The 24,475-nt window shown below is 69.5% G+C and carries 18 protein-coding genes; 8 read left to right on the forward strand and 10 right to left on the reverse strand.

Annotation, left to right across the window (positions count from 1 at the left end):
- The coding region (locus tag E6O51_RS22115) for a hypothetical protein (RefSeq protein WP_211091466.1) at positions 1 to 313 on the reverse strand (313 nt) is incomplete at its 3' end.
- Between the two features lie 352 nt (positions 314 to 665).
- On the opposite strand from E6O51_RS22115, the gene E6O51_RS18995 reads away from it, so the two are divergent.
- From E6O51_RS18995 to E6O51_RS19010, 4 genes are all read left to right on the forward strand, one after another.
- A complete protein-coding gene (locus E6O51_RS18995; protein WP_136386596.1) occupies positions 666 to 1,289 on the forward strand; it encodes a helix-turn-helix transcriptional regulator in 624 nt (207 codons plus the stop codon).
- 126 nt (positions 1,290 to 1,415) lie between these two features.
- A complete protein-coding gene (locus E6O51_RS19000) occupies positions 1,416 to 1,790 on the forward strand; it encodes a hypothetical protein (protein WP_136386597.1) in 375 nt (124 codons plus the stop codon).
- Positions 1,791 to 1,868: 78 nt separating this feature from the next.
- Complete coding sequence (locus E6O51_RS19005; RefSeq protein ID WP_136386598.1) at positions 1,869 to 2,156, forward strand: hypothetical protein; 288 nt, start codon at positions 1,869 to 1,871, stop codon at positions 2,154 to 2,156.
- 192 nt (positions 2,157 to 2,348) lie between these two features.
- On the forward strand, positions 2,349 to 7,913 hold the full coding sequence (locus E6O51_RS19010) for an autotransporter domain-containing protein (protein ID WP_136386599.1): 5,565 nt from the start codon (positions 2,349 to 2,351) through the stop codon (positions 7,911 to 7,913).
- A 75-nt stretch (positions 7,914 to 7,988) separates the two neighbouring features.
- Here E6O51_RS19010 and E6O51_RS19015 read toward each other — a convergent pair whose 3' ends face one another.
- Positions 7,989 to 8,222: a toxin-antitoxin system HicB family antitoxin gene (locus E6O51_RS19015; RefSeq protein WP_136386600.1), complete on the reverse strand. Its 234-nt coding sequence runs from the start codon at positions 8,220 to 8,222 to the stop codon at positions 7,989 to 7,991.
- Position 8,223: 1 nt separating this feature from the next.
- A complete protein-coding gene (locus tag E6O51_RS19020) occupies positions 8,224 to 8,646 on the reverse strand; it encodes a putative toxin-antitoxin system toxin component, PIN family (RefSeq protein ID WP_136386601.1) in 423 nt (140 codons plus the stop codon).
- Positions 8,647 to 8,704: 58 nt separating this feature from the next.
- On the opposite strand from E6O51_RS19020, the gene E6O51_RS19025 reads away from it, so the two are divergent.
- The 3 genes from E6O51_RS19025 to E6O51_RS19035 all read left to right on the forward strand — a co-directional run bounded on the left by E6O51_RS19025 (position 8,705) and on the right by E6O51_RS19035 (position 17,181).
- Positions 8,705 to 10,831: an inverse autotransporter beta domain-containing protein gene (locus E6O51_RS19025; protein ID WP_168735336.1), complete on the forward strand. Its 2,127-nt coding sequence runs from the start codon at positions 8,705 to 8,707 to the stop codon at positions 10,829 to 10,831.
- Between the two features lie 186 nt (positions 10,832 to 11,017).
- Entirely contained in the window at positions 11,018 to 14,623 is a 3,606-nt protein-coding gene (locus E6O51_RS19030; RefSeq protein ID WP_168735337.1) for an autotransporter domain-containing protein, read from the forward strand.
- A gap of 140 nt (positions 14,624 to 14,763) precedes the next feature.
- Positions 14,764 to 17,181: a sensor domain-containing protein gene (locus E6O51_RS19035; protein WP_136386604.1), complete on the forward strand. Its 2,418-nt coding sequence runs from the start codon at positions 14,764 to 14,766 to the stop codon at positions 17,179 to 17,181.
- A 78-nt stretch (positions 17,182 to 17,259) separates the two neighbouring features.
- Here the strand turns inward: E6O51_RS19035 and gdhA are convergent, their stop codons facing one another.
- The 7 genes from gdhA to mltG all read right to left on the reverse strand — a co-directional run bounded on the left by gdhA (position 17,260) and on the right by mltG (position 23,323).
- A complete protein-coding gene (gene gdhA / locus E6O51_RS19040) occupies positions 17,260 to 18,603 on the reverse strand; it encodes an NADP-specific glutamate dehydrogenase (protein ID WP_136386605.1) in 1,344 nt (447 codons plus the stop codon).
- Between the two features lie 147 nt (positions 18,604 to 18,750).
- Positions 18,751 to 19,431, reverse strand: coding sequence for an ankyrin repeat domain-containing protein (locus E6O51_RS19045; RefSeq protein WP_136386606.1), 681 nt, complete (start codon positions 19,429 to 19,431; stop codon positions 18,751 to 18,753).
- On the reverse strand, positions 19,415 to 20,188 hold the full coding sequence (locus tag E6O51_RS19050; protein ID WP_136386607.1) for a TatD family hydrolase: 774 nt from the start codon (positions 20,186 to 20,188) through the stop codon (positions 19,415 to 19,417). The genes E6O51_RS19045 and E6O51_RS19050 overlap by 17 nt, the downstream gene beginning before the upstream one ends.
- Before the next feature lie 96 nt (positions 20,189 to 20,284).
- The gene (locus tag E6O51_RS19055; RefSeq protein ID WP_136386608.1) at positions 20,285 to 20,650 is read right to left on the reverse strand and encodes a PilZ domain-containing protein; all 366 of its coding nucleotides are present in this window, start codon (positions 20,648 to 20,650) and stop codon (positions 20,285 to 20,287) included.
- Complete coding sequence (holB, locus tag E6O51_RS19060) at positions 20,647 to 21,696, reverse strand: DNA polymerase III subunit delta' (RefSeq protein WP_136386609.1); 1,050 nt, start codon at positions 21,694 to 21,696, stop codon at positions 20,647 to 20,649. Before holB ends, E6O51_RS19055 begins: the two co-directional genes overlap by 4 nt.
- Complete coding sequence (gene tmk, locus E6O51_RS19065) at positions 21,693 to 22,325, reverse strand: dTMP kinase (protein WP_136386610.1); 633 nt, start codon at positions 22,323 to 22,325, stop codon at positions 21,693 to 21,695. Before tmk ends, holB begins: the two co-directional genes overlap by 4 nt.
- Complete coding sequence (mltG, locus tag E6O51_RS19070; protein WP_136386611.1) at positions 22,322 to 23,323, reverse strand: endolytic transglycosylase MltG; 1,002 nt, start codon at positions 23,321 to 23,323, stop codon at positions 22,322 to 22,324. The genes tmk and mltG overlap by 4 nt, the downstream gene beginning before the upstream one ends.
- 129 nt (positions 23,324 to 23,452) lie before the next feature.
- On the opposite strand from mltG, the gene ygfZ reads away from it, so the two are divergent.
- Positions 23,453 to 24,469, forward strand: coding sequence for a CAF17-like 4Fe-4S cluster assembly/insertion protein YgfZ (gene ygfZ / locus E6O51_RS19075; RefSeq protein ID WP_136386612.1), 1,017 nt, complete (start codon positions 23,453 to 23,455; stop codon positions 24,467 to 24,469).
- The last annotated feature ends 6 nt before the right edge of the window (positions 24,470 to 24,475 follow it).

Below are 24,475 nucleotides of genomic sequence, written 5' to 3' on the forward strand. Positions count from 1 at the left end.
CCTCGTCGCCTGCATGCGCGTCCTCCTCATTCGTCTGAACGCCATGATCCGCCACCAGACCACATGGAGAACGGGCGACCCCCTGTAAGCCTGAACGACAAATCTGCTGCAGACAGTTGCTCCCACCCGACGGCGGCGCATCCGGGAAGATGACGTCATCCTCCAGCGGGATGGCGCGGCTGGCATCGCACAGTCTCTGAACAGAGACTATGCAAGTGTAATACATTCCGCTATCGTCCCGACCATTGCGAATGGATGTATCGGCGACGCGATGTGGGCGGATCGGCCCGTCGCCATCGACGCCGAAGTCCATTTCACCCCTTTGCTAACCCGGCAATCATTCAGGCAACACCGTTCGCCCTGAGCCCCTCGACAGGCTCGGGACAGGCTCTGTCGAAGGGCGTTGGCCCAAAGCGGGCTTCGACAAGCCTGTCCTGAGCGCAGCCGAAGGGCTCAGCCCGAACGCCGGGTTAATAAGCCGCGCTTCACCGCCAGCGAGCGCGACTTGGCCGCCCATGCCCTGCGCGGCCCCGAATGGCTCGCCCGATTCGGCTTCGCCCGCCGGTTTCCCCGTCTTCCTCCCCCGCCGTCCGTTCCCTCCCCCGACCCGCCATGCCTGTTCCGCCCCCGGGGCGGCCGGTTTCCCGTCCACATGAGAAAGCGGCATGGCAACCTTGATCCTCACCCACGCGCACCTCCTCGAAGCATCCCCGGCCACCCGCGCCCTGGCCACCCTCCCCGCAACCCGCCCCAGCCTCGTGGCGGTGGAAGCCGTCGCCGGCGCGGCGGAAGCCCGTGCCCGGCTCCTGGCCCACCGGCCGGAAACCGTCATCGTCACCGGACATCCCCCGGACGGCGACGTGTGCACCGCCGTGGCGCGCACCGCCGCCACGGAAACCCCCACCCGGGTCGTCTACCTCGCCGCCTGCGAAACGGCGTCCGGCGGGGCCGTACCGCCCCGGCCCCCCGGCATCTGCGCCATCCTGACCCGGGAAAACGACTTCGAGGACCTCCTCGCCACCCTGCTGCTGGTGCTGCATGGCGGCCTCTTCCCGTCCCCGCCTCCCCCGGTCGCGGCCGTCCAGGGCGAACGGCTCGGGCTCTCGCGCCGCGAACTCGAGGTGCTGCAAGGCATCGCCGCCGGGCAGACCACCAAGCACATGGCCCGCGCCCTGGGCCTCAGCCCCAAGACCGTGGAGACCTACCGCAACCGCCTGATGCAGAAGCTGGGCCTGGGCTGCGCCGCCGACCTCATCCGCTTCGCGGTGCGCAACGGCCTCGCGCCATGAGCGCTCCGTGGGTCGTTTCCTTACGCCCTTGTCGGCAATCGCCCGGACAGATGGAAACGGAGCCCGTCCCTAACATCGGCCATGCCATATGGCACAACCGTTCAACTTCAGCAAAGGAGCAACACCATGCCCGATCAGGATCAAGACACGCCCGAACAAGGCAGCACCGGCCAGCGCCTGCTCGACTTCGGCATCAAGGTCATCACCGAACAGGCCGCCAAGCTCATCGAGAACCTGCAGTTCCTCTACCGCCCGGCGGAGGGCTACGTCACCTGGCTCAACGACACGGACGAAACCGTCTCCGTCGAGACCTTCGACCAGGACGACGCCGTGCGCTGGGTGCGCTACGAGGAACGCAAGATCGCCCCCCACCAGGCGGTGCAGCTCACCGCCCGGGGCGAGCGCATCCACATCCTCGTCAAGAGCAACGGCTGCACCTACGACTGCGCCAAGGGACTGGCCTACCTGTTCGACGGCAACAACGTGCACACCAAGCAGTAAACCCTGTGCCCATGCGTAGGATCGTCAAGGTCTACGGATGGAACACTTCGATGGAATCAACAACGAAAGGGGTCAAAAATGCCAATGATCAAAACGTACGATTACGTAATCGTCGTGGCCGGAGCGCCGAATCACCAACCAATCAACTGGAACGCCATTGACGGATTCATCGTCGGGCCCAATCATGGTCCTGTTCCCGTCACCATCTTGAACCTCCAGTGGGATGACACTTCGGAATTTTGGTATTTCACGGTGACAGCCAAGGCAACATGCGCAGAGGCTCCGGAACTGAACGTGGATCACCTGACCTACCAGCCGGTCAACCATCCTCCCGAAAATCTGCTCATCTCGGGCTACGGTAACTAGAGTCTTCCTACCGACCAGGCCGAATGGCGGGAAACGGGCGGCCCAGCCGCCCGTTTCATTACGCCGAGTTGGATTAAATTATCAATTAAAATCAATTATTTAATGACATAGTCTCTGTTCAGAGACTATGTCGCTGCAATTCCCGTCGCTATCCTCCCACCATTTTATGCGCAGGCATTCGGGGGAGATGGCATGAACCGCAGCTACCGCACCGTATTCAATGAAAGCCTCGGCGTATGGCAGGCGGTATCGGAACACACGAAAGCACGCGGCAAGAGAAGTGGAACGCTCCCCGCCGCCACGCTGGCCTGCGCGGCGCTGCTCTCGCTTGCCGGGCCGGCCGCCGCAGGCGGCGGCACGGGCGGGGACGCCCGCCCCGATCCTTACCAATTCAGCGGCGGCGCGGGCGGCGCCAGCGTGGATACCGGCACGGGCGGCGCCGGCAGCTTCGGCGAACCCGACGGGGGAAAATGGGATGTCTCTCCCCGGGTCAGCAGCGCGGGCGGCGGCGGCGGCGCGGGCGCGGTGGGCGGCGACGGCGGCGGCTGGCGCGGACGCACCGACGAAAACCTGGCGCAGCCGCTGCAACCACCGGGCTACGATATGAACAACGCCGGTGTGGGCGGCGCCTCCGCCGGCGCCGATGGGGGCGACGCGTTCAACGCCGACTATGACGCCACCGATGTCACTGCGCCCTATTATCTTGGCCCCGCGGGCGGGGGTGGGGGCGGCGCGCACGGCGCCGTGAGCGCGGCCGCGACCGCCTTCGCCAGCGGCACGACCGCCGGAGGCAAGGGCGGGAAAGGGGGCAACGGCACGTTCGAGGGCACCGCGGGCGGCGGCGGCGGCGCGGGCGGCTACGGCGCAGTGCTCACGGGCAGCGGCAGCGGCAGCAGTGCCCGCACATTCCTCGGCGGTGCGGGCGGTGCGGGCGGGCACGGCTACATCTTCGGCAACGGCGGCGACGGCGGGGATGGCGGCATCGGCCTGCGGTTCACCGGAGCCGCCTCCTTCGCCAACACCGGCGGCATCGTCGGCGGAGCCGGGGGGATCGGCGGCAACAAGGGTTCCCTTTACGAAAGTGGCGCCGGTGACATCTGCATCGGCGCGGGGATCGCGGCCGGCCTCTGCGGCGGTCACGGCGGCGACGGCGGCGCGGGCGTTTCCGGCAGCGGCATCACCCTGACCAATAGCGGCAGCATCACCGGCGGCAATGGTGGCGATGGCGGTAAAAGCTGGAATTTGGACGGAACCGCCACCATAAACAGCATCGGCTTCGGCGGCGCGGGCGGCGTCGGCGTCATCGGCGCCAACATCACCCTGGTCAACAGCGGCAGCATCACCGGCGGCATGGGCGGCAACGGCAGCAACGGCAGCGTGCGCGCCAATGCCATCGAATTCACCGGCGGCACCAACGTGCTGGAACTGCAAAGCGGCTACGTCATCACCGGCAACGTGGCGGCGAACGGCACCAATGACACCCTGCGGCTGGGCGGCACGACGAACGGGAGTTTCGACATGTCCCAGGTGGGCGCGGCCGCCCAGTACCGGGGCTTCGAGGTTTTCGAGAAGAGCGGCAGTTCCGCCTGGACGCTGACCGGAAGCAACGCCTTCACCGGCGCCACCACGGTGACGGCGGGCGAATTGCGGCAAGGGGCGGCGGGCGCATTCGCCGCCAACACGGCCTATACGGTGAACAGCGGCGCGACGTTGAACCTGAACGGTTACGGCCTCACCATGTCGTCCCTGTCCGGCGCCGGCAGCGTGGCGCTGGGCAGCGCCACGCTGACCATCGACCAGGCGATCAACACGAGCTACGCGGGCGCGATCACCGGCACCACCGGCCGTCTCGTCAAGAGCGGCGCCGGCACCCTCACCCTTTCCGGCAACAGCACCTACGGCGGCGGCACCACGATCACCGGCGGCCTCATCAACTTCACCGGCCTCGCCAATTTCGGCAGCGGCACCCTCAGCCTGAACGGCGGCGGCCTGCAATGGAACGGCCACGCCACCGACGTTTCCGGCCGGCTCGCCGCCCTCGGCGCGGGCGGCGGCATTTTCGACACCAACGGCAACGACGTCACCCTGGCGAGCGACATTTCCGGCAGCGGCGGCCTGACCAAGCGCGGCAACGGCACCCTCACTCTTTCCGGCAGCAACGGCTACGGCGGTGGCACCACGATCGCCGGCGGCGCCCTGCGGGCCGGCAGCGATGCCGCCCTGGGCGATGCCTCCGGCGGCGTCACCCTGAACGGCGGCACCCTGCAATGGGGCACGGCCTTCGATTCGGCCCGCGCCATCGTGCTGGGCGGCAGCGGCACCTTCGACACCGGCGCCTACGCCGCCACCCTGTCGGGCGGCATCACCGGCGGCGGCAGCCTGACCAAGACCGGCGGCGGCACCCTCGCGCTCAGCGGCAACGGCAACTGGCAGGGCAATACGGACATCGGGCAAGGCCGGCTGGAAATCGATGGGGCCTACGTCAAGGGCGGCAACGGGGATGTCGCGGATTCGTTCTACTTGCGCGACACCGGCGGCGGCACCGCCGAACTGGTGGTGAAGAACGGCGGCACGGCGGATTTCGGCGAATCCTTCTCAAGTTACATCGGCTACCAGGGCAAGGGCGCGGCCACGGTCACGGGAACGGGTTCACGCCTGCTGCTCGGTTCCATCGCGCAGGTCGGCGCCAGTAACGGCGAGGGCACCCTGCGCATCGAGAACGGCGGCACGGCCCACGCCGTCAGTACCCTGGCCATCGGCGTGGGCGGTTCGTCCAGCGGCGCGGTCACGGTGAGCGGCACGGACTCCACCCTGGAGGTCCTGGTGGCCAGCAGTTATCTCCGGGTCGGCAGCGGCACCACCAACCATGCCTCGCTCACCGTCGAGAACGGCGGCCAGGTGAAGGCGTACCGGACGAGCATCGCCCTCACCCCCGCCAACAGCGTGGGCACGGTGAACCTGAACGGCAGCGTCGGCGCCCGTGGCGTGCTGGAAACCGGCTACGTCGAGGTCGGCAGCGGCGGGCGCCCGAACGTGGGCAACGCCACCCTCAACTTCGACGGCGGCATGCTGCGCGCCACCGGCGGCGAGAGCGATTTCCTGCGCAACTTCTACGACGGCGAGGTGACGATCGCCGGCGGCGGCGCCTTCATCGACAGCAACGGCTACAACATCGGCATCGCCGCCGGCTTTTCCGGCAGCGGCGGCCTGACCAAGCAGGGCGCGGGCACGGTGACGCTGTCCGGCACCAACACCTACAGCGGCGCCACTACGGTGGCCGACGGCACGCTGGCGGTGAACGGCAGCCTCACCAACTCGGCGGTAACGGTGAACAACGGCGGCAAACTGGGCGGCAGCGGCAGCATCGCCGGCGTGGTGACGGTGGCCGCAGGCGGCACGCTGGCCGCCGGCAACAGCCCCGGCACGCTCACCGTGGGCAGTCTGGTGCTGGATGCCGATTCCATCCTCGAATTCGAACTGGGCGACCCCACCGGCACGGCCGGCGTGGACAGCGACCTGGTCACCGTCACCGGCGACCTTGCGCTGGCCGGCAAGCTGCGGGTGACGCCGCTCGCCGGTTTCGGCGCGGGCAGCTACCGGCTGTTCGACTACGGCGGCGCGCTCACCGGCAGCGGCCTCGCCTTCGAGGTGATGCCGGTGGCCTACGACTACAGCCTGGATACCGCCACCTTGTACCAGGTGAACCTGCTGGTCTCCGCCGCCACCGCGCAGTACTGGAACGGCGGCGGCACCACGCCCCCGGGTATCGCCCAGGGCGCCGGCGGCAGCGGCACCTGGGACGGCGGCACCGGCAACTGGACCAACGCCGACGGCAACGGCAACGGCGCATGGAGCGGCAGTATTGCGGCGGTCTTTGCGGGCACCGCGGGCACGGTGACGATAGACGACGGCTTCACGGCCTCCGCCCCGGCGCTCTCCTTCCTCGCCGACGGCTACGTGCTCGCCGCCGACGGCAGCGGCCGGCTCGAACTCACCGGCGCGGCCACGGTGGAAGTGCTGGCCGACGGCGCGACCATCGCCGCGCCGATCACCGGCGGCAGCGGCCTGACCAAGAGCGGTGCGGGCACGCTGACGCTGTCCGGCAGCAACGACTACAGCGGCGCCACCACCGTTGCCAGCGGCACGCTGATGGTGGGCGGCAGCATTGCCAACTCGGCGGTAACGGTGAACAGCGGCGGCACGCTGGGCGGCAGCGGCACGGTGGGCGGCGCCGCGGTGCAGTCCGGCGGCCGCTTCGCCCCGGGCAACAGCATCGGCACCTTGAACGTCGCCGGCAACTGGACGCTCGGCACCGGCGCGACCTACGAGGTGGAACTGAAGGCGGGCGGCAATACGCCGGGCACGCACAACGATTTTGCCGCCATCACCGGCACCGCCACCGTTGCCGACGGCGCGATGATCGAGGTAAAGCCCGAGAACGGCACGGACGACGGCAGCACCTACACGCCCGGCCTCACCTACACCCTCCTCACCGCCAGCGGCGGGCTGACGGTCGATGGCAGCCAGATCGTGACCGACGACTACCCCTTCCTCGACTTCAGCACGAGTTTCGACGCCAACAGCTACTACCTGACCAGCGCACTCGTCGGCGGTGGTGGTGGTGGTGGTGGCGGCTTCTCCCTGCCCGGCCAGACGCGGAACCAGGCCGCCGTCGGCAAGGCCGCCTACGCCCTCGGGCTGGGCAACCCGCTGTTCAACGCGGTGGCGAACCTCACCACGCATCAAGTGGCCCCGGCCTTCGACGCGCTCTCCGGCGTGGAACACACGTTCGTGCCGACGCTGGCCTTCCAGGCCGTGCGCCGGCTTCACGGCCTGCTCGGCGAACGACTGGCCGGCGGCAGCGGAGGCCAGGCCGCGCTCGACGCCTTCGACGGGGTGAAACTCGCCCACGCCGGCAATCCCGCCGGCCTGTTCGATGCGCCGCAGAGACCGGCCGACGGCTTCTGGCTGCGCGCGCTGGGAAGCCACGGCCGCATCGATGGCGACCGCAACGCCAGCGGCGCGAAGCTCTCGGGCGGCGGCGTGGCGCTGGGCGCGGACCGCCGGATCGCCGCGGACGTGCGCGCCGGCCTCGCCTTCGCCTACAGCAAGAGCGAAGCGGACACCGACCACGGCGCGGTGGACGTGGACAGCGTCCAGTTGGCGGCCTACGGCCGCTGGCAGAACGACACCGCCTACGTGGATGCGAGCGTGAGTGCGGGCCGCCACCGCGCCGAAACCCGCCGCGACATCGCTTTCCTCGGGCAGCGCGCGGAAGCCGATTACGACGGCGACAGCGCGGCCTTCGCGCTCGAAGCCGGCCTGCCGCTCGCGCGCGGCGCGGCAACGCTCACGCCCTACGCGGGGCTCGAAGGCGCGCACCTGCGCCGCGAAAGTTTCACTGAGCAAGGCGCGGGCGACGCCAACTTGCGTGTGAAGAGCAGAACGGACGGTTCGCTGCGTTCCGGCCTGGGCGTGCGGTGCGCCTGGGAAGGCGCGCGGTTGTCGCCGGCCATCGATCTGGCGTGGGTGCATGAGTTCGGCGACGCCAAACGCCGCATCGCCGCCGGCTTCGCCGGCACGGCGGACTTCCGCATCGACGGCCCGGAACTGGACCGCGACCGCCTGGCACTGGGCCTGGGGCTGACCGCCTGGACGGGCAAGGCAGCGCGGCTGGACGTGGGCTACCGGGGCGAGTTCGCCGGCTCGGACCGCGACCATGCCGTCGCAGCGACCTTCAGGTGGGCGTGGCGATGAACGGGTTCACCAAAACGCCGTCGCTGGCGGCCAGTTCCTTGATCTTGCGGTGCGCGGAAGCGGGCAGGCGGATGGTCAATGCCCGGATTTATCGCCGAAATGCCGATCCAGCTTGTCCAGGAACGCCAGCCCGCGCTGCGGATCGCCGCTGGCGGCGGCGGCGCGGAATTGCGCCGCCAGATCGTGTTGCGCCAGCGCCACCGTGGCCAACTCGTCCAGCAAGCGGTTCACGCTCACATGGCGGCTTTCCGCCAGCGCCTTCAAGCGGGCGTGCTTGTCATCGGGAATACGCAAGGTCACGGTTGACATGTCAGTGCTCCTTCAAAAACTCGGCGGGCGTCTGTATCCGCAAGGCCGGAAAACGCAGTTCGGCGCGGCGGAAATCGCCCGTGTTGTGCGTCACCACCGCATCGGCGCCTGCCGCCACCGCCAGTTCCAGCACATGGTTGTCGGCCTCGTCCGGCAGATTGGGCCGCCAGAGGAAATACACATCCACCAGCCGCGCGGCGGCCATCAGGTCATGAAACAAGGCCGCGCGCTCCTCGCCATCGAGCGGCGATTTGCCGAGCAATTCATGCCGCCCCAGCAAATCGCGGTATTCGGCGAACAGCGCCAGCGACATGCACACCTCGTAGCGACCGGCCAGCCAGCCCCGCAGCACCTCCCGCGCCGCGCCGTCCGCGCTCAAGAGCGCCGCGACGAAAACATTGGTATCGACCACCACCCGTTTCATGCGCCAAATGATAGCGCCAGCGATAGCACCGAATCAAGCCAAACCTGAGGTCCCCCCCATGAACCACACCTACAAACTCACCCGCAACACCGCCACCGGCCAGATGCAGGCCGTGCCCGAAACCGCAAAGTCCCATGGCAGAGGCGGAAGCGGCGCTGCCCGGAATCCCGCGCTGAAAACCGCCGTCGGCACGGTGCTGACGGTTTTCGCCCTGGGCGCCGCGGCAACGGAGGCGCCCAAATGGGGACCGCACATCGACCTCGAAGCCAAACCCGGCAACCGGCGCACCCTGCGTGAAGCCGATCTGTTCGTGCCTGTCTGGCAGAATGCCGACACCCTCCTCTTCGCCAACCTGCGCGGCCGCTTCGACAACAGACACAGCCGCGAGGGCAATCTCGGCCTCGGCCTGCGCCGCATGCTGGACAGCGGCTGGAACGTCGGCATTTACGGCTACCTGGACCGTCGCCGCACGGAGTTCGACAACCATTTCAACCAGGCCACTGCCGGGTTTGAAGCCCTGGGACCGGACTGGGATTTCCGCGCCAACGTCTATCGCCCCACCGGCGACAAGGCACGCGAGTTGAACACCGTCGGCGGCGGCGCCTCGACTGCGGCGCTGTCCGGCACCACCATCACCGTCACCACGCCCGGCAGCACGGCTTATGAGGAACGCGCCCTCAAGGGCTACGACGCCGAAATCGGCTGGCGCGTCCCTCTGTTCGAAACCGAGGGCGCGCGGCAACTGCGTCTTCATGCCGGCGGCTACCGTTTCAGCGATGCCGGTACGACGGTCAGCGGCCCCCGGATCCGGGTCGAACTGGCCATCGAGGACCTCGCCTGGTTCGGCAATGGCACGGCCCTCTTTCTCGGCGCGGAGGCGCAGAAGGACGACGAGCGGGGATCACAGAACTTCCTTTCCCTGCGCCTGCGCATCCCGCTGGACAAGGAGACCTCCCGTCCGGCGCAACGCTCCATGCAGGAACGGCGCATGACCGCGCCGGTGGTGCGCGACGTGGACATCGTCGCCCAGCGCCGCGTCAGCCGCGTCATGCCCACGCTGGTGGAAAGCGTGGATGCCGCCACGCCCACGCCCGCCGTCACCACGGCGAGCGGCAGGACCGTGACCCTGCTGAGCAGCGAAACCACCGCCGGCAATCAGTTGCAGGCCGTCTTCGACGCCGCCGGGAACGACAGCACCGTGGTGCTGGCGGGCGACTTCTACACCGGCGCCACCGCCCTGCACAACGGCCAGAGCCTGCTGGGTTCGACGGCGCTGACGGTGACCACGGCTTCGGGGCGGCGCGCCACCGTCACCACGCCGGCTGCCGCCATCAACGCCTTCGTGATCGGCTCGACCACGCCCGCCGTCTCCACGGCGGCGCCCGGCAGTTCCCTGAGCGGCGTCACCGTCAACCGCACCGACATTACCGATCCGGCTAGCGGCGTCACGCTCACCATGGCGGGCGGCACGCCCGTGACCCTGCTGAGCAGCGAAACCACCACCGGCGCCAACTTGCAGGCCGCCCTCAACGCCGCCGGGAGCGGCAGCACCGTGGTGCTGGCGGGAACCTTCAACACCAACACCACGGTGGCGGTACAGGCCGGGCAAAGCCTGCTCGGCGCCGGCGACCTCACCGTCACCACCGCGTCGGGCCATACCGCCACCATCGCCGCCCCAGGCGCCACCCTGGACGTCACCACCGGTTCGACGACACTCTTCGGCGTCACCATGGAGAACGGCGCCGTCCTCTCCGGCCTGACGATCGTCGCGACATGGAGCGGCGGCGGTACCCCGACCGCGGTCACTGCCCAGGGTTCGTCGAACGTGACCATCACCGACAACACCATTGTGGCGACAAGTAGCAGCTTCGGTGCCTGGGGTGTGGACGCGCGGAGAACGACCGACACGGTGATACGCGGCAACACCATCACCGCGCAGGGGGGGACCGGCGCGGGGATCGCGATCATGGCGGACGGCGTAAGCGCCGGCGCCGCGACCGTCAACCTGACCGTGGCCGACAACACGATCGACGCCGTGGGCGGTTTTTCCGGCAATGCCGTCTTCGGCAACGCCTTCACCGGCTTCGCGGCGGGATCGACCGGCAACACGGCGATCCACGGCACCTGCACATTCACCGGCACGCCGTCGGGCGCCGTCGGTTTCACCAACATCTCCTGCCCGTGAGCGCCGTTCCGCCGCACCCCGGCCTGCCCTGCGGCTGAACGGAGGATGCCCTTGGTTTAGGCACATTGCGAAGAATTCGCCGAATATCCACGATAATCAACGACCTCGGCCGTTCGCGCCGGGGAGGGGATGGGGCCGGGACGGTCGGACTGCGACCGGCGGCCATGCAGACAGTCTGAGGGGAATATGAACACCAACGGTTCGGTACGTTGCCGCGCGATGGCGCGCGCGGCCAAGGAAAAGCGCGCACGCGCCTTGCAGACGGGCATGTCGGCCTTGACGCTGGCCGCCGCGCTTTGCGCACCGCCCGCGCGGGCGCAATTTGTCGATATCGCTACGACTGGAAACGTCATTTCCGGCAGTGGCGGCACCATCAATGGCAGTGCCCAGGCTTCGCCGTGGAATGTCGGCGGCGGTCTGCTTGTCGGAGATGCCGCCGCCGGCAGTCTCAGCATCGAGAGCGGCGGCATGGTCAACAATGGCACCGGCGGCATCGGCGACGGCGCCGTCACCGTCACCGGCGTCGGTTCCACTTGGACGAATACCGGCACACTGATCGTCGGCTATGCCAGCGGCCGCACCGGCAGCCTCCGCATCGAGAACGGCGCCACGGTCAGCAACGGCACTGGCTATGTCGCCAGCGGCGGCAGCGGCACCGTCGTCGTGGCGAGCGGCGGCACCTGGACGAATACGGCCAGCCTGAGTGTCGGCGACACCGGCGGCACCGGCGACCTCAACATCGAAAGCGGCGGCACGGTCAGCAGCAACGGCACCGGCAACATCGGCCGTACCAGCACCGGCATCGTCACCGTGACGGACGGCGGCACCTGGACGAATACGGGAGAGTTGCGCCTCGGCTTCCTCGCCGCCGGCAGCGGCACACTCAACATCGGCAAGGACGATCTTTCCGGCACCGCCGGCACCGTCACCGCCACCCGGCTGACCGGCGGCGCCGGGTCCGCCACGGTGAACTTCAACCAGACGGACGACATCACCTTCGCCGTGCCCATCGAGGGCAGCATCAACGTCAACCAGCGCGGCAGCGGCACCACCACGCTGACCGGCACCAACACCTACGCCGGCGGCACCACGATTACCGGCGGCTTCATCAATTTCAGCACCGGCGGCAATCTCGGCACCGGCAACGTCACGCTCAACGGCGGCGGCCTGCAATGGGCCGCGGGCAATACCACCGACATTTCCGGCAGGCTGAATGCCTTGGGAGCGGGCGGCGGCACCTTCGACACCAACGGCAACGACGTCGTTTTCGCCACGGCCGTCACCGGCACGGGCGGGTTGACCAAATCCGGCACGGGGACTCTCACGCTCACCGGCGGCGGCAGCTACGGCGGCGCCACCGCCGTCAACAACGGCACGCTGATCGTCGACGGCGGAGACATCCAGAGCGCGAACGGCTATCTTTCCGTCACCAACACCGGCGGCGGCAATGCCGCTTTCACCGTCCGCAACGGCGCCGAGGTCGTTCTGGATGCTGTGGGGGGCACTTCTCGCGTCGGCGCTGGCGGCGAGGGCAGCCTCACCGTCACGGGCGCCGGTTCCACGTTGCGGCTGGCGGGCAACCTGAACATCGGGCAGACCAATGCGAGCGGCGACGGCACGCTCACCGTCGCCGACGGCGGCAAGCTCGTCAGCCTCAACGGAGGGATCGGCGTCGACGGCGCCACCGGCCAGGTCACCGTCACCGGAAATAATTCCTTGTGGGACCTGGGGCAGACCGGCGGCCATCGCATCACCCTTGGCGGCGACGGCGGCAGCGGCGCGCTGACGCTGGCGGACGGCGGGCGCGTCTCGGCGGACGAAGTCCACCTTACCGGCAACGCCGGCTCGCCTGGCGCGGGCATCCTGCACCTCGACGGCAGCGCTGGCGCCCGTGGCGTGCTGGAAACCGATTTCGTCGAGGCGGGCTTTGGCGGCACGCGGGTCGGCGGTTCCACCGCCAACGTCGCCTTCGACGGCGGCATCCTGCGCGCCACCGCCGACACGGCGGATTTCCTGCGCGGCTTCAACGCCGGTGAAGTGACCATAGCGAACGGCGGCGCCTTCGTCGACAGTAACGGCCACGCCATCGGCATCGGCGTGGGCCTGGCCGGCACGGGCGGCCTGACCAAGGCCGGCGCGGGTACGCTGACGTTGACCGGTGCCAGCACCTACACCGGCGCGACCACGGTCGCCAGCGGCATCCTGGCCGTCGACGGCCAGATCGGCGGCACGCTCACCGTGCAGTCCGGCGGCACGCTGGGCGGTTCCGGCACGGTCGCCGACGTGAGCGTCGCCAGCGGCGGCACGCTGGCCCCCGGCAACAGCCCCGGCCTGCTCACGGTGACGGGCGACCTGACGCTCGCCCCCGGTTCGACCACCGTGATGGAGATAAACGGTACGAACCGGGGCGCCGACTACGACGCCATCGACGTCGCCGGCACGGCCACCCTGGACGGCACGCTCGATCTGGTCTTCGGCTACGTGCCCACCAACGGCACCCAGTACCGCCTCATCCAGGCCGCCAGCATCGTCCCGGCGGGGGATGCCGCCACCGGTTTCGCCAGCATCACCAGCAACCTCGGCGCCGGGCTGCTCGCTACCCCGGTCATCGACCCCGCCACCTTCGACATCGTGATTTCCCTGGCCCAGCAGGACTACCTTGCCGTGGCGGGTCCGCTGACGCGCAACCAGTCCGCCGTCGCAGCCAACCTGGACAGTTTCTCCACCAGCGGCCAGGCCGCGGGCCTGATCGCCGGGCTGAACACGCTGGCCGCCAGGGCATTGCCCGCCGCCTTCGACACGCTCTCCGGCGTGGAGCACGGCTTCGTGCCTGCCCTGGCTTTCCAGGCCACGCGCCAGTTCCACGGCCTGCTGGGCCAGCGACTGGCCGGCGGCGTCGGGCAGACCGCGTTCAACGCCTTCGACGGCGCGAAACTCGCCTACGCCGGCAACAACCTGGGCAGTCTCGCGGACGACACCCCCGCCGGCGACGGTTTCTGGCTGCGTGCGCTCGCTGCCGACGGGCGCATCGACGGCGACGGCAACGCCCGCGGCGCCGACACCTCCAGCGGCGGTGTGGCCATCGGCGCCGACCGGCAGGTGAACGGCAGCCTGCGCATCGGTGCCGCCTTCGCCTACAGCCGCGGCGAAGCCGACACCCGCAGCGGCGACGTGGACCTGGACAGCTACCAGCTCGCCGCCTACGGCCGCTGGCAGGGAGAACGGTTCTACCTGGCCGGTTCCGCCGGCTACGGCCGCCACGAGGCGGACGCGCGCCGCAACATCGCCTTCCTGGGTGCCCGTGCCGATTCGGACTACGGCGCCGACAGCTTCACGCTGGCCGTGGAAGCCGGCCGCACCCACGCGCGGGCGTGGGGCAGCTTCACGCCCTATCTGGGCCTGGAAGCGGCCGTCCTGCAGCGCGAAGGCTTCACCGAATCGGGCGCGGACGACGCCAACCTGAAGGTGAAACGCCGCACGGACGATTCCCTGCGCTCCAGGCTCGGCGTGCGCTACGCCTGGCAGGGCACGCGCTTCGCGCCCAGTGCCGACGTGGCCTGGGTCCACGAGTTCGGCGACGACCGCGGCCGCATCGCCGCAAGCTTCGCGGGCGCACCGGCCGCGGCCTTCCGCATCGACGGCCCGGAACTGGACCGCGACCGCCTCGCGCTCGGCCTGGGGCTGACGGCGTGGGCGGGCAAGGACGCCCGGCTGGATCTCGCCTACCGCGGCGAGTTCGCCGAATCCGACCGGGAGCACGGGGTGGCGGCCACCTTCCGCCGGGTGTGGTGAGCTTCATCGACAAGTGAGCTTGTCCGCGATTGCCGGGCGAAACGCCCCGCGATCACGGATGAGCCTACGACCTTGGTACAAGTGGCCGCCGCGCCGTTTCAGGTTAACTTACTGTGAAAAACCCTGCCGGCGTCCAGAGAATGTTGGCCGATAAATATCGTTCCCGTACCATCCTGTCCTCCCTTTTGCACCGCATCCGTTCCGCTTCCTCCCCCCTGCGCTGGCTGCTGCTGGCGCTGGGGCTCGCCGCCGCCACGGCAACGGCCTCGCTGGCGCAGGCGCAGCGTGACCTGCTGTCCTCCCTCTTCCACCGCCACACCGCCGTCATGATGTTCATCGAGCCCGAGAGTGGCCTCATCGTGGACGCCAATGCGGCCGCCGAACGCTTCTACGGCTACGGCCCGCGTGGACTGACCGGCCGCAGCATCGACGAGATCAACGCCCTCGACCCCTATGAAGTCGCCGCCGAACGGGCACAGGCGCGTGCCGAGCAGCGCAGCTACTTCGTATTCCCGCACCGCCTGGCGAGCGGCGAAATCCGCACCGTGGAGGTGTATTCCTCGCCGGTGCGGCTGGACAACGGCCAACTGGTGCTGTTCTCCATCGTCCACGACATCACCGGCAAGCGCGTCGCCGAGGCCGACCTGCTCGACTACAGACACCGCCTGGAAGAACTAGTCGGACAACGTACCCGCGAAGCGGGCGCGGCCCAGGAGCGCACGCGCAACGTGCTCGCCGGTGCAGTGATGGCCCAGTTGGCGCTCATCGCACTGCTGCTCGTCAGCATCGTGCGCCAGCGCCGCAGTGCGTGGGCGCTGGCACGGCACGAGGAGCAACTGGGCACGCTGATCGACGCCCTGCCCGACGTGATCCGCCTGAAGGACGGCGCCGGGCGCTGGCAGCAGGCGAACCGCTATGCGCTGGAGCTGTTCGGGCTCACGGACGTGGATTACCGCGGCCGCACCGACGCCGAACTCGCCTTCCGCCAGGGCGATGCGCGCCGCGCCCTGCTCGGCCACGAGCAGTCCGACGAGGAGGCCTGGCAGGCCGGCGCCGCGCTGCGCATCGAGGAGAACATCCCCACCGCCAACGGCCAGTGCATGGTGTTCGACACCATCAAGGTGCCGCTCTTCCACACCGACGGCAGCCGCAACGGCCTGGTGAGCATAGGCCGCGACATCACCGAGCGGCGCCACGCCGAATCGGAGATCGAACGCCTGGCGTATTTCGACTCGCTCACCGGCCTGCCCAACCGCCACCTGCTGCTCGACCGCCTGGCCCATGCGCTGGCGGTGGCGCAGCGCTCCGGCCACCACGGCGCCCTGCTGCTGCTCGACCTGGACTACTTCAAGACCCTCAACGACGCCCGCGGCCACGAAATGGGCGACCGCCTGCTCAAGGCGGTCGCGGAGCGCCTGCATGAGGGACTGCGCGCCAGCGACACCCTGTCTCGCTTCGGCGGCGACGAGTTCGTGCTGCTGTTGCCCGAGATCGCGGCGTACGAGCACCAGGCCGCCGACATGGCGCGCAACGTGGCGGAGAAGATGCGCAGCGTGATCGGCCTGCCCTTCGACATCGGCGGCCAGCCCATCGCGCTGGGCGTGAGCATAGGGGTGACGCTGTTCCCGCCCGCCCAGGGGGGCGAAGCCACGGAGCTGATCAAGCAGGCCGACACCGCGCTGTACCAGGCCAAGGCCGCGGGACGCAACGCCGTGCGCTTCTTCGAGCCGGAGATGCAGGCGCGCGCCGAGATGCGCTTCACCCTCGAAACCGAACTGCGCCAGGCCATCGACCAGAACGAGCTGCGCCTGTACGTGCAGCCCCAGTTCGACGCCGAGCGCCGCATGCGCGGCGCCGAGGTGCTGCTGCGCTGGCACCACCCGCGCCGCGGGCTGATCCCGCCCGCGAGCTTCATCCCCATCGCCGAGGAAACCGGCCTGATCGTCGAACTGGGCGACTGGGTGCTGCACCAGGCCTGTCGCCTGCTGACCTCACCGCAGATGGCCGGGCTGCCGCTGCGCCTGTCGGTGAACGTGAGTCCGCGCCAGTTCCACCGCACCGGCTTCGTCGGCCGCGTGCGCGACATCCTCGCCGACACCGGCGCGGACCCGGAGCGGCTCACCTTCGAGGTCACCGAGAACCTGGTCATCGACAAGGTGCACCAGACCGTCGCCACCATGTCCGAGCTCAACGCCCTGGGCATCCGCTTCTCGATCGACGATTTCGGCACCGGCTACTCTTCGCTCTCCTACCTGAAGCGCCTGCCCATCGACGAACTGAAGATAGACCGCAGCTTCGTCCGCGACGCACCGAGCGACCCGAACGACGCGGCGCTGGTGGACGCCATCCTGTCCATCGCGGCCCTGCTGCACATCGACGTGGTGGCCGAAGGGGTGGAAACCGAGGAACAGGCCGCCTTCCTCGCCGCCCGCGCGCCCATGCTCTATCAGGGTTACCTGTACGCGCGGCCGGAACCGGTCGAAGCCTTCCTCGCCCGCCTGGGCGGCATCCCGGCGGCCGGATGCCCTTCCAACGGCGGGGACGGGCCGGCCCTGTAGGAGCGGCCTTGGCCGCGATGCGGCCTATGGACAAACGAAGGCCGCATCGCGGGCAAGCCCGCTCCTACCTGGGGTTTCTCAGACCACGCCCTGGGCCAGCATGGCGTCGGCCACCTTGACGAAGCCGGCCACGTTGGCGCCGTCCACGTAGCTCACCGAACCGTCGGCGCGCCGGCCGTACTGCAGGCAGGCATGGTGGATGCCGCGCATGATCTCCTGCAGGCGGGCGTCCACCTCCTCCCGGGTCCAGGACAGGCGCATCGCGTTCTGGCTCATCTCCAGGCCCGAGGTCGCCACGCCGCCGGCGTTGCTGGCCTTGCCCGGGGCGTACAGCACGCCCGCGCTCTCGAACACCTTCACCGCCTCGGCGGTAGAGGGCATGTTGGCGCCCTCGGCCACGCACACCACGCCCTGCTTCACCAGCGCGGCGGCATCGTCCGCGTCCAGTTCGTTCTGCGTCGCACACGGCAGCGCCACGTCCACCGGCACGCGCCAAGGCCGTACGCCCGCCACGAAGCGGGCACCGACCCGCTCCGCGTAGTCGCGCACCCGGCCGTAGAGGTGGTTCTTCACCTCCATCAGCACGGCGAGCTTCTCCGGCGTGAAGCCGTCCTCGTCGATCGCGGTACCGCCGGAATCCGACACCGTGACCACCCTGGCGCCGCAGGCCATCGCCTTCTCCACCGCGTACTGCGCCACGTTGCCCGAACCGGACACCGCCACCCGCAGGCCTTCGATGCTGCGGCCGGTGTGGCGCAGCATCTCCTCGGCGAAATACACGGTACCGTAGCCGGTGGCCTCGGGACGGATCAGCGAACCGCCGAAGGGCAGCCCCTTGCCGGTGAAAACGCAGTCCGCGCGGTTGGAGAGCTTCTTCACCATGCCGGCCATGAAGCCCACCTCCCGCCCGCCCACGCCGATGTCGCCGGCCGGCACGTCGGTGTCGGAGCCGATGTGGCGGTACAGCTCGCTGACGAAGGCCTGGCAGAAGCGCATCACCTCCCCCGGGCTCCTGCCCTTGGGGTCGAAGTCCGAACCGCCCTTGCCGCCGCCCATGGGCAGCGTGGTCAGGGCGTTCTTGAAGGTCTGCTCGAAGGCGAGGAACTTCAGGATGGAGAGGTTCACCGAGGGGTGGAAGCGGATGCCGCCCTTGTACGGGCCGATGGCCGAGCTGTGCTGGATGCGGTAGCCGCGATTGACCCGGACCTCGCCCTTGTCATCCACCCAGGACACGCGGAACAGGATGGCGCGCTCGGGTTCGAGCAGACGGTCGAGCAGGCCGTGTTCCGCGTAGCGCGGATGTTCGGCGATATAGGGCCAGATGCTCTCCATGACCTCGGCCACCGCCTGCAGGAACTCCGGCTGGCCGGGATTGCGCTCCTGCACGTAAGCGAGGAACTCTTCCAGGTTGTGATACTTCATCCTCTCTTTTCCTTCCCGGCCCTCGTGGGCCCGCAATGCACCAAAACCATGCATTTTGTCGGAAAAGAGGATGGAGCGCACCAACTTTGCGCACACCTGCACTACATCGGTGCAACCAACGAACCGATCGCGCGACGGGGCTCCGTTTCAGCGCCGGCGCGTGCGCGCGGCTTCGATCAGCGCGGCGATGTCGGTGTTGCCCTGGGCGCGCGCCCAGGCGTCCGCGGTCAGGCCGCGGTCGTTCTTCAGGTCCACGTCGGCGCCGGCGGCGAGCAGGCGGCGCACGACGTCGATGTGGCCGTTGCGTGCGGCGATCATCAGCGGCGTGGCCTGGTTGGGCGCCGGCGCATCGATCCGCGCGCCACTCGCCAGCAGCTTGTCGACGAGCGCCGTGCGCCCCTCGAAAGCCGCGTAGTGCAGCGGCGTCCAGCCGTCCTGATCCACGGGCGCGCCGGCTGCGAGGAGCAGGTCGGCGACGTCCTCGTGCCCCTTGAGCACGGCCAGCATCAGCGCCGAATCGCCGGCGAGGTTGCGCAGCCCGAGGCTGGGCCGGTAACGCAGCAGGGTTTCCACGGTGGCCTTGTGCCCCTCCCTCGCGGCGAGCATGAGCAGGCTGTTGCCCTGGGCGTCCACGGTGTTCGGGTCGATGCCGCGGGCGAGCAGCGCGGCGAGCTGCCGGGTATCGCCCAGGCGCGCGGAACTGAGGGAATCCTCATAGCTGCTGCCCTGGGCGGCGGCCGCGGCCACGAACAGGCAGGCGAGCACGGCCACGAGCAGGCGCGGGAAACCGTACGGACGAAGGATGGAGGTATCAGTGGCGGGACGCATGGCGGAACAACCTGAAGAAGTTGTCGGTGGTGGCCTCGGCGATGCGCTCCAGCGGCTCATGGCGCAGGCGGGCGATCTCCTCGGCGACATGGACGACGTAGGCCGGCTGGTTGGTCTTGCCGCGGTATGGCGTGGGCGCGAGATAGGGCGAATCGGTCTCGATCAGCAGGCGGTCCAGCGGCACGCGGGCGGCCACTTCCTTGAGCGCCGTGGCGTTCTTGAAGGTGACGATGCCCGAGAATGAAATATAGAAGCCCAGGTCCAGTGCCGCATCGGCCACTTCCTGGGACTCCGTGAAGCAGTGCATGACGCCGCCCGCTTCACCCGCCTCTTCCTCCCGCATCAGGCGCAGCGTGTCGGCGGCCGCGTCCCGGGTGTGGATGATCAGCGGCTTGCCCGCGCGGCGGGCGGCGCGGATGTGGGTGCGGAAGCGCGCCCGCTGCCACTCGGGGGCGTCCTTGTGCCAGTAGTAGTCCAGCCCGGTCTCGCCGATGGCCACCACGCGCGGGTGGTCGGCCAGGGCCAGCAGGCGCACCTCGTCCGGCTCCTCGCAGTCGGCGTTGTCCGGGTGCACGCCCACCGAGGCGTACAGGTTGGGATGGCGCTCGGCCAGCGCCAGCACGGCGGGAAAATCCTCCAGCTTCACCGACACGCACAGGGCGTGGCCGACGCCGTTGGCGGCCATGGCCGCGAGCACTTCGGACTCGCGGGCGATGAGGTCGGGGAAATCGAGATGGCAGTGGGAATCTACGAACATGCGCGGAGGAAAAAAGACGGACGCCGCGGCGTCCGGACAGCGATGGGACCGGCCGCGGGCGTGAGGGTTCGCAGGGGCCGGCGCGCCGGCCGGCGTTCAGAGGGTGTGGGTGGGGCGGTTGGAGCCCAGATGGCCGGCGAGGATCTGCTCGATCTTGTGCTTGACCGCCTTGCCGGATTCGTCGTCGCTGAAATGCACGCCCACGCCCTGGGTCTTGCCCCCCTGCGCGCCGTGGGGTGTGACCCACACCACCGTGCCGGCCACTGGGTGCTTGGTCGGGTCGTCCATCAGTTGCAGCAGCATGAACACCTCGTCGCCCAGGTTCTGGCCCTTGGGGGTGGGCACGAAGATGCCGCCGTTGGTGAGGAAAGGCATATAGGCGGCGTAGAGCGCCGACTTGGAGTTGATGTTCAGCGACAGCACGCTGGGGCGTGCCACCTGGGGCCTGGCCTGCTCACTCATGATCTGGGTCCGGTTAGAGCGCGCGCGTAGCGCATCAGCATGTCTTCCAGCATCAACCGGGCATTGAGCGGATGCTGGGCGACCCGGCGAATCTGGATGAATTCATTGTAACAGTTGTTTACCGCGGCAATGCTGGTGCGCGCGGCCAGCGCGGCCAGCGTGCTTTCCTGCGCCGGGAAGAAGCGCACCCGGCCCCCCAGTCGCAGCGCAACGAGATCGGCCACCCAACGCTGCATCCAGTCCACCAGGGCCGGCATGTTGAAGCCGGCGGCGAGGGCTTCCTTGGACTTGAGCCAGCTTTCCCACTGTCCGGCCAGGCGCAGCGGGTCTTCGCCCGGCAGGCTGGCCACGTCGCGTACGAAGCGGGCGAACAGGCTGCCCGCGCCCTGCTCCGCCAGCCGTTCGGCTGCCAGCGGCAGGCCGCCGGTGAGCGCGAGCAGCGCGCCCGCATTGGCGTCGCGTGCAGCCAGCCAGGCGCCCAGCGCCTCCGCGGACGGGCGCGAGAAGGACCACTGCTGGCAGCGGCTGCGGATGGTGGGCAGCAGACGCCGCGGCGCCGAGGACACGAGCAGGAAGATGCAACCCGCCGGCGGTTCTTCCAGCAGCTTGAGGAGTGCGTTGGCGGTGAACACGTTCATCGCCTCGGCCGGGTCCAGCACCACCACGCGCCGGCTGCCGTGGTGGCCGGTGACGCTGAGGGCTTCCTGCAGTGCGCGGATCTGCTCGATGAGTATCTGCGAGGATTTCGCCTTGCCGGTGCCCGCCTCGGCTCCTTCACCCTCTTCCGCTTCGGCGGCGGCTTCCGCCTCCGGCACGATGCGCAGCAGGTCCGGGTGGTTGCCCGACAGGCGCCACTGGCAGGCCGGACAATGGCCGCAGGCATGGCCGTCGGCGCCCGGCGCATCGCACAGCAGGCGGGCGGCGAGTGCCTCGGCCAGGTCGCGCTTGCCCAGGCCCGGCGGGCCGACGAAGAGCAGCGCGTGGGGCAAGCGCTCGCCCAGGTCGAGCAGGCGCTGCCAGACGGGCACGAGCCAGGGCTGGATCATGGGAAGAAGCGCTCGGCGACGATGGCTTCCAGCTCGGCGCGGATGGTCTCCGGCGCCCGGTCGGCGGCGATCACCCGCACCCGCGCCGGGTCGCGCCGGGCGCGCAGCAGGTAGGCGGCGCGCACGCGCCCGAAGAAGTCGCGCTGTTCGCGCTCGAAGCGGTCGGGGGCCGTGCCGGTGGCGGCCACGCGCGCGGCGGCGATCTCCGGCGGCAGGTCGAAGACCAGCGTGAGATCGGGCTGGAAGTCCGGATGCACCCAGCGTTCGAGGGCCTCGAAGCGCGCCTCGTCCAGTCCGCGTCCGCCCACTTGGTAGGCGTAGGTGGCGTCGGTGAAGCGGTCGCACACCACCCAGCGCCCCGCAGCCAGCGCCGGCAGGATGCGCGCGGCGAGATGTTCCCGGCGCGCGGCGAACATCAGCAGGGCCTCGGTCTCCAGGTGCATGGGCTCGTGCAGCAGCAGCTCGCGCAGGCGTTCGCCCAGGGGCGTGCCGCCCGGCTCGCGGGTCTGGTCCACGTCGAGGCCGCGCCCGCGCAGCAGCTCGACCAGGTTGGCGATCTGGCTGCTCTTGCCCGCGCCGTCTATGCCTTCGAACGTGATGAAGCGCGCCCGGGTTGCCGTACCGTTCAACTGCCGTTACCTCCGCGCTGAAAGCGATTGACCGCCCGGTTGTGATCGGCGAGGTTGCGCGAAAACTCGCTGCTGCCGTCGCCCCGGGAGACGAAGTAGAAATACTGGGAAGCGGTGGGCTGCAGCGTGGCACGCAGCGATTCCATGCCCGGCATGGCGATGGGCGTGGGGGGCAGGCCGGCGCGGGTGTAGGTGTTCCAGGGGTGGTCCGTGTCCAGGTGGTGCCGGCGCAGGCGGCCTTCGAATTGCGGGCCGTAGCCGTAGATCACGGCCGGGTCGGTCTGCAGGCGCATGCCGATGCGCAGCCGGTTGATGAACACCGAAGCGACCAGCCCGCGGTCCTCGGGGCGGCCGGTTTCCTTCTCCACGATGGAGGCCAGGATCAGCGCCTCGTAGGGCGAGGCCAGCGGCAGCCCCGGCTGGCGCTCGTCCCAGGCGCGCCGCAGGCGCTCCTGCATGGACTGGTAGGCGCGGCGGTACAGGGCCAGCGCGCCCGAGTGCTTGTCGAAGACGTAGGTGTCGGGGAAGAACAGCCCTTCCGGGTGCGCCTCGGCGGCGCCGACGCGCTGCAGGAGTTCGGCGTCCGTCAGCCCGGCCGCGTCCTGCGTCAGGTAGGGATGGGATTCGATCGCCGCCCTCACCTGATGGAAATTCCAGCCTTCCACCAGGGTCAGGTCGGCCTGGGACACGTCGCCGCTGGAGAGCTTGAGGACCAGTTGCCACAGCGTCAGCCCCTCATGCACCTCGTAGCTGCCGGCCTTGAGCAGGCGGGCCTTGCCGCTCAGGCGGGCGACCCAGTACAGCACGCGCGGCTCCACCGCGACGCCGGCCGCGGCGATGGTGTTGGCGGCCTGGCGCATGTTGTGGCCGCGCTGCACGGTGAAGTCGATGACCGGCGCGGACAGCGCGAGCGGGCGCGTGCCCACCCACCAGGCGGCAGCCGCCGCGAGTCCGGCGAGCACGGCGATGATCAGGACGAGACGGAACAGGAATCTCATAGGAACGGATGTTGGCTGCACGGCCCGTGCAGCGGATAGACCCAGGCCCCCGCCGGGGGCGCACTATAATACTTCACCTTGCCTGCCGCACGCCCGACCCTCCTACAACGCCAAACCTGCCCCCGACCCATGAACACGACCTGGACCGAATACCTTGCCCAGGCCGGCGCCACCCTCGACGCCGGCCAAGTCCGCTTTCCCGGCGCGCCGGATGAAGGCGCCACCGTCGCGGTGCCGCTCACCCACCTCGGCCTGATCCGCAGCCGCGGGGAGGAGTCCGCCCCCTTCCTGCACAACCTGCTGTCCAACGAGGTCAACAAGCTGGCCGAGGACGCCGCCACGCTGAACAGCTTCAACACGCCCAAGGGCCGCATGCTGGCCAGCCTGCTCATGTGGCGCGAGGCGGACGGCCACCTGATCGCCCTGTCGGCCGACATCCTGCCGGGCATCCTGAAGAAGCTGTCCATGTACATCCTGCGCAGCAAGGTGAAGCTCACCGACGCCAGTGGGGAATTCGCCCTGATCGGCGTGAGCGGCCCCAAGGCCGCCGACGTGCTCGCCGCCGCGGGCCTGCCCCGGCCCCAGGAGCCCATGCGCCACGCCGCGGCCGGCGACGGGCGGGTGGTCCGCATCACCCAGGACAGCTACGTCGTCGCCGCCCCGCTGGCCGACGCCCCGGCGCGCTTCGCCGCGCTGCGCGAGGCCGGCGCGGCGGCGGCCGGCACCGACGCGTGGACGCTGGCGATGATCCGCGCCGGCCTGCCGCTCGTCACCGCCGCCACGCAGGAAGCCTTCGTCGCCCAGATGCTCAACTTCGAACTGATCGGCGGGGTGAGCTTCCACAAGGGCTGCTACCCCGGCCAGGAAATCGTCGCCCGCACCCAGTACCTGGGCAAGCTCAAGAAGCGCACCTTCCGCGTGCACATCGAAGCCGGCGCCGCCCCCGCACCGGCCACCGATCTCTACGCGCCGGACTTCGGCGAGCAGTCCGCCGGCCAGCTCGTCAATGTGGCGCCCGCCCCCGGCGGCGGCTACGAGGCCCTGGCGGTGCTGCAGGTGAGCAGCCACGAGGGCGGCGAGGTGCACGTCGGCGCAACGGACGGCCCGCGGCTCACCTTCCTCGACCTGCCCTACGCCCTGGGCTGATCCGGC

This window comes from Pseudothauera rhizosphaerae, from assembly GCF_004801305.1.
GTDB classification, from domain to species: domain Bacteria; phylum Pseudomonadota; class Gammaproteobacteria; order Burkholderiales; family Rhodocyclaceae; genus Pseudothauera; species Pseudothauera rhizosphaerae.